The 6,217-nt window shown below is 45.9% G+C and carries 5 protein-coding genes, 1 tRNA gene, 1 pseudogene and 1 other annotated feature; of the genes and pseudogenes, 4 read left to right on the top strand and 3 right to left on the bottom strand.

The genetic code is table 11. The features are described 5' to 3' along the window. Positions 1 to 258: 258 nt before the first annotated feature. From RMO79_RS08810 to rplJ, 3 genes are all read right to left on the bottom strand, one after another. Positions 259 to 2,190 (bottom strand): hypothetical protein, encoded by a 1,932-nt coding sequence (locus tag RMO79_RS08810; RefSeq protein ID WP_310482738.1) that lies wholly within the window; start codon positions 2,188 to 2,190, stop codon positions 259 to 261. Between the two features lie 626 nt (positions 2,191 to 2,816). Next, positions 2,817 to 3,203, bottom strand: a complete 387-nt coding sequence (gene rplL / locus RMO79_RS08805) for a 50S ribosomal protein L7/L12 (RefSeq protein ID WP_310482737.1) — start codon at positions 3,201 to 3,203, stop codon at positions 2,817 to 2,819. 56 nt (positions 3,204 to 3,259) lie between these two features. Beyond that, positions 3,260 to 3,781: a 50S ribosomal protein L10 gene (gene rplJ, locus RMO79_RS08800; RefSeq protein WP_310482736.1), complete on the bottom strand. Its 522-nt coding sequence runs from the start codon at positions 3,779 to 3,781 to the stop codon at positions 3,260 to 3,262. 51 nt (positions 3,782 to 3,832) lie between these two features. Then, positions 3,833 to 3,988: a sequence feature (ribosomal protein L10 leader region), on the bottom strand. A gap of 612 nt (positions 3,989 to 4,600) precedes the next feature. Here rplJ and RMO79_RS08795 point away from each other — a divergent pair. From RMO79_RS08795 to RMO79_RS08780, 4 genes and pseudogenes are all read left to right on the top strand, one after another. Continuing rightward, complete coding sequence (locus RMO79_RS08795; protein ID WP_310482735.1) at positions 4,601 to 4,762, top strand: hypothetical protein; 162 nt, start codon at positions 4,601 to 4,603, stop codon at positions 4,760 to 4,762. A 136-nt stretch (positions 4,763 to 4,898) separates the two neighbouring features. Next, positions 4,899 to 4,982: transfer RNA gene (locus RMO79_RS08790), tRNA-Leu, on the top strand. Positions 4,983 to 5,066: 84 nt separating this feature from the next. Beyond that, entirely contained in the window at positions 5,067 to 5,840 is a 774-nt protein-coding gene (locus RMO79_RS08785; RefSeq protein ID WP_310482739.1) for an RNA methyltransferase, read from the top strand. Positions 5,841 to 6,092: 252 nt separating this feature from the next. Beyond that, positions 6,093 to 6,217, top strand: a pseudogene (locus tag RMO79_RS08780) (GntR family transcriptional regulator); the annotation flags it as partial.

The raw sequence follows: 6,217 nt of genomic DNA, 5'->3' as shown, positions 1-6,217 counted from the left end.
GAATGAATTTGTCAATATCTAAAGCAATCGGTTTTTAGATGAATGTGGTTGTTTCTTAGTATGAAATTACCATTTATTCGATCGAAATTAATTGCTTTTAATCTTGACAACCTAAGCCCGATCGGGAATGAATCAGCCCTGCTTTTTAAGGGGGTTTGGGGGATTCACACCAATTTCGCTTCTAACTAGAGGTGCATACACATCGTAGCCCGATCGAGCGCAGGGTGGTTTCAGCTACTTAATAATGCTCGATCGAGATTATTGGGGTCGATAATTTTGAATTTGCTTGCCGTCGGATCCATAAACTTCGATCGGCAGTTTGGCATTTTCGCTAATAGCTTGGAGGGCATTTCCCAGGGTATTAACATGATTGATAATCCCCACCTTTGCATTCCCATCGCGTTGATTAGAAGCGGCAACTGCTGTCTGTTTGAGCGTCTGGGTATAGAGCGACATCAATCTAATTACGATCGATTTATCGGTGAGCGTGTAAGTACAAATCTGGGGCGTACCAGCACAAGTGCGTTGGAGATCTTTACTTGCGAGAGCAAGTTTTTGGGTGGTTTTAAATCGCTCGTCTACTTGTTGAAAATTTTTCTTGTATTCCGCAACTAGTGGTTTGGCTTGAGTGTAAACGGCACTAGTCTGAGGGATACTTTGAATCGCCACTACTGACTGATTCCATTGAGAAACAGCTTGAGCGAGTTGGTTGCTCTGCTGAGAAATTTTAGCCGATTGCGCCAGTTTGACGGCAGTTTGATAGTTAAGGTTGGCTTTTTCTTCTTCAATTACCTTGGCTTGGGCGTTAGCAATCCGAGGTTGATAAGATTTGAGAAGTTCTTGGGCTTGAGAGTAAGCCATCGTCGTGGCGGGAATAGCCCCAAGCTGGTTACTAGCATTATCCCATTGCCCCTTAACCGATCGCCACTCAGTTAGCGATTTGGCAGTAGCTTGGGTTTGAGTAGCCGCTTTAATTCCGTCTGTTGCCGATCTAAGTTTTTGGTCGGCAGTAGTTTCAATTTCAATCCGCTTATCCACATCGACCAATCGCCCTTGATACTCGGTACGTTTTTGAACGGCGAGGGGGTAAACTTGGCTGGAGGTCGGAATTCTGCTCAGATTGGCGATCGATTCAGTCCAAATTTGTTTGCTCTGTTGCCATTTTAACAGCGGAATCGGCGGGGTTTTGACGATCGTGGCGGCTTTATATGCCTGATTCATTGCCAGCACTGTGGTGTCCAGATCCTGCTTTAGGGGAATTGCAGTTTTGAGGGTATTTTGAGCGGTACCATAACTACCAGACCACATGGGGATAGATTCGAGCGCATCGACACTTTGCTGGAGTTGTTTTTGGGCGGTTAAAGCCTCTTGTCCATTGACTTGGGGTTCTTTAATAGTTGTCAACACGGATTGGATCGCGCCAGAGGCTGTTGTCAGCTCCGTACAGCTGGATAACACGCAGGGACGAGTGCCCATATATCCAGCTCCCGTACCGACTGCTAGTGCCCCCAAACCGCCCAAGATCGGTAGAATTAATTTGTTGCGGCGATTGGTGGCTGGTGGGTAAGCAGAGTGGTAATTTTCGTCAGCACTACCGAATGAATGCTCGATATTGGCAACGAAGGCATCGGCATCAATCTTCACCAGCCGATCTGAGGAATAATTAGCACCAGTACTCTGGCGAGTAACCATCCCAACCATCTCGTTATCGTTAGGTACGATCTCTGGAACTGTTGATGGTGTAATGTCAGAATTTTCCATATTCATGTTAGAGATCTCCACGGGTGTGCCGTTTACCAGGTTGCGACGATCGCGCTCTAATGCGATTCTATCGTCGATCGTGCCTGTCATTGCGGGTGCGGCTTCGCCCGGTACGGTTTTCTTGACGAGGGGGTAGACTGTAAAACCTTGTTGACTGTAGGGGCGTTGATTGCCTTCCGATCGCAAATATAATTTTACTGCTAAGGGAATTTTTGGTTCTTCGGCTTGAAGTGCGCGTTCTAAGACTCTAAAGGTATCGGAGCTGTCGATCGCTGCATCTTGAGGATGTTGAGCGAGTACCCATAGGGTATCATCTTTATATAAGCACTGCACCCTAAATGGAATAATCCGCCCTAAGTGAGCGTGAAGAGAGTTTTGCAGAAAACACTCTAATATTTTGAGGTCATCCAGTCGCGTGGCTGAGTGCATATATTAACCGAAACTCGGCGAAAGTCAATGTAGGTGGGACAAAACTAGCTAGTCAGGACGGATAAATACTGTTACAGTTCGATCGCGTCAGACTGCCATTGTCATCATCGATCGCCCGATATCTAATTGCTAGCTAGTGTATGTAGTTAGTATTTGTTAAACAATAATATCCTAAAATCTTACCAGATCCGATCTCGATCGAGATTTTCAGCGATCGTCCGGAGATTGTCAATGTTTTGGCGTAAAAATCAGAAATTCATGGCGGGTGCAATTTATCAACTGCGCCTACCATGAATTATGGATCGTAGTCCTTTACCCCACCCCAGCCCTCCCCTTATAAAGGGGAGGGAGCAAAAGCCCCCCCTGCTTGGTGCGCTATCACTACCGGGGAACCCGGCCAGTGAGCGCATCCGCTTTATAAGGGGGGGTTGGGGGGGGTAACACCATCTCAAGCGAAGTCCAGCCTACTTGTGTCCACAGGGTAGCTTTTTAAGGGGGGCACCGGATCCGGAAGTCCCCCTTTCCAAGGGGGATTTAGGGGGATTCTGGTTTCCGCACGAAGCCCAATAATGAGCTTGTCGGTATGCCGTAAAACGACACTAGCGAGTTTGGCTTAGTGACACTTATTATTTAAGTGAAACTTTACCGCCAGCTTCTTCGAGTTGTTTTTTAGCATCGTCAGCGGCTGCTTGAGGTACGCCAGTGAGTACGTCTTTAGGAGTTGCTTCTACTAAGTCTTTAGCTTCTTTCAAGCCCAAGCCAGTAATCGCGCGGACAACTTTAAGGACGGCGATTTTCTTGGTGTCGTCAGACAAACCTTCGAGAACGACGTTGAATTCGGTTTGAACTACAGCTTCTTCTTTGTCAGCAGAAGGGCCAGCAGCAGCAGCTACGCCGACGGGTGCAGCTGCACTTACGCCAAAAGCTTCTTCGATTTGCTTGACTAATTCGGCAGCTTCTAGAAGGCTGAGGGTTTTTAACTGTTCTAAAATTGTATCGGTTGCAGCAGACATGTGTAAATTCCTAGATATGGGTGAAAATTGTAACTCGGTTGGGTAGCTCTGAGCTACTAACCTTTTTCTGCGTAGGCTTTAACGCCACGAGCAATCGAAGCAGGTACTTCTTTAACACCGATCGCGATTTTCGCGGTGACGGAGTTAAGGGCACCAGCAATTTGCGCCATGAGTTGCTCTTTGGATGGCAGATCGCCGATCGCTTTAACATCAGCACCAGAAAGGATTTTACCTTCCATGACACCACCGTGGAGTTCGGTTTTCTTGGTGGCTTTTTGGAATTCATGGTAAGCCTTAATCGAGCCACCGATGTCATCTTTGAGCAGCAAGAACGCCGAAGAACCTTGAAGTAGGGGTTCTAATGCTTGCCAATTGGCATCGCCAGCAATTGCTTTACCCATGAGGGTATTTTTAGTCACCGTGCAGAGTCCGCCTTTGGGGCGAATCCGACGGCGTAAATCGGTGATTTCTGCCACGGTTAAACCTTGGTAGTTAATCACCGCGACCATTGTTGCTTGGCTCAATTCTTGCTTGAGCGTAGCAACGATCTCGTGTTTGTTTGCTAGGGTTCTCCCCATATTAATGTTTACCTCTCGATCGATCGAGTTTTTGGTGGGGACAGGCGACAACAAGGCATAAAATTAACCCCGACACTTAGTGCCGAGGTTGTCATTCAGTCGCGCGGACTACTAGATTAGTAGCGATCGCTATTGCTGCTTGCATTAACCTCGGCAGGGAATTAAGCTATCCGCTCCTGCTGTCTATGGCTGGCTATTTAGTTTTGGTTAACGCAATTTTTGCCGCGACTGAACCTCAAATACTTATTAATATTGTTATCGGACGATGCGATCGCCGATTAGCCTTTGCTATTATAGCATGAGTTCTGTCGATCGGAGCAAACATTTTTTTGAGGGGATAGGGAATAGAGGTATACCAAGGCAGCCGCACACCTAAAGTAACAATTCCCACCATCTAATTGGTGACTATATTTAAAGCACTAAGCAGTGTCTTGAGATAGTTGTCGTCCCATTTAGCATTGAGTCGGTTGGTTTTATACTAACCTTAGTTTTTATCTCGCGATCGTTAGACTAGATCGAATAAAAAAAGTTCCCGATAAAGTCATCATAAATCCCGGTCTATATAATCTGTTTAAATTCACGAAATACGTGTTTTTTTACTGTTGTTAATATCAACACAATATCCTTACCGAACGATAGTTCAGTTACATAATATGAAGTTTCAGCGTTCTATGTCCATTATTCTCGCTACCACCTCAGTCTTAGCGATCTCATTGACTTAATGGTACTCAATGGCAAGCCGATTCCTTTTATGGTACTTGGAAATACGAAAACAAATTTGGACCCAAAATCAGCAGAGCTAGAGCCAATAGTGATGAGATGAAAATTGACATGAATAAATATGGTCGTCCACCAGCGTTGGGTAACAAAACTGGTTCGTCCCAAGCTAGCTTTAATTTTCCAGACGATGCTACTCATACCGCCACCTTGCTTAGTCCGAGCTGTATGAAATGGTCAAACGGCACGACTTGGACAAAATAGATTGAGTCAACTGGCGATCGATTTACAGCAGCACTATATTTAGATGGTGGGCACTGCCCGCTATCTAAATATAGTACTTGACAAATTACTCGGAAATCTTACATAATAGACATCCGATCGAAAAAATCGTGAATTTGCGTGACTGGCGGAATTGGTAGACGCGCTAGATTCAGGTTCTAGTGTTCGCAAGGACTTCCGAGTTCGAGTCTCGGGTCGCGCATCGTGTTTAGAGTTATTTAGTTATCGGCGAACGTTGAGTAATTATCTGCGTTCGCCGATTTATGGTATCTCGATCGCAGTCAATATGTTAACTAGTACTCAAAACCCACTCGTCAAGCAAATTAAAAAGCTCCAAAATGCCAAGGAGCGACGAGAAACGCAGCTATTTTTATTAGAAGGGACGCATTTAATTCAAGAAGCCTGTGCGGTGAATTATCCATTAGAGACAGTCTGCTGTACCCCGCAATGGCAAGAGCGTCATCCCGAATTGTGGTCGATCGTTAATGACACTAGCCGGGTAGAATTAGTCAGCGACGAAGTAATTAGATCGATCGCAACGACGATGAATCCAGATGGGATCGTGGCAATTGCCCCCCGGATGGCCTTGCCTAAACCAGCTATTCCTGCCAACTTGACGATCGCATTATCTACCATTCAAGATCCGGGGAATTTGGGCACGATAATTCGCACGACGGCGGCGGTGGGAGCAGATGGATTGTGGGTGAGTCGGGATAGTGTCGATTTAGATAATCCTAAAGTGCTGCGCGCCTCGGCTGGGCAATGGTTTCGGCTGGCGATGGCTGTAAGTGACGATTTGCACGCATTAGTGACTAGTTATCAGCAGCAGGGAGTACAAGTTATTTCGACAACTTCTCATACTACTACTAGTTATTGGGATGTCGATTTACGATCGCCTACACTAATTTTACTAGGTAATGAGGGCGCGGGATTGAGCGCGGATTTGGTCGCATTAGCCAAGCTCCAGGTCAAAATTCCGATGTCGGCAACGGTAGAATCATTAAATGTCGCAACCGCCGCCGCGTTGATGTTATATGAAGTCCGCAGACAAAGAAGTTGAATTAGAGCATCAAGAGTCGCGAAATTAGTCGAGTCGGGATTGAAGTTTAGTCGTATCGGCGGTGCTGTGACGATCGCAAAAATTCGATCGATACGAACAGCTTCTTGTCGTGAGGGTATGCTGAGAGCATCAGACAAACTAACTATAAATTTTGGGCAGTAGTTTTGCAGACATGTGTGCCGTAATGAAGGAAGCTTCCCAACTACCTCTTTACTGTCAACTGTTAAAAATCGACTGTCAACTACTCTACCAATGCAATTCCACATTCAAACAGATAGCGAAATTCCCGTATCCAAACAACTATACGATCAGATGTTGTTTGCGATCGCGTCTCGGCAATTTTCCCCCGGACATCGATTGCCAAGTACCCGTCAATT

The organism is Chamaesiphon sp. VAR_48_metabat_403 (genome assembly GCF_031422475.1).
GTDB lineage: Bacteria > Cyanobacteriota > Cyanobacteriia > Cyanobacteriales > Chamaesiphonaceae > Chamaesiphon.
The sequence above is the reverse complement of the archived record's forward strand: the minus strand, read 5'-3'. Positions and strand labels throughout refer to the sequence as shown.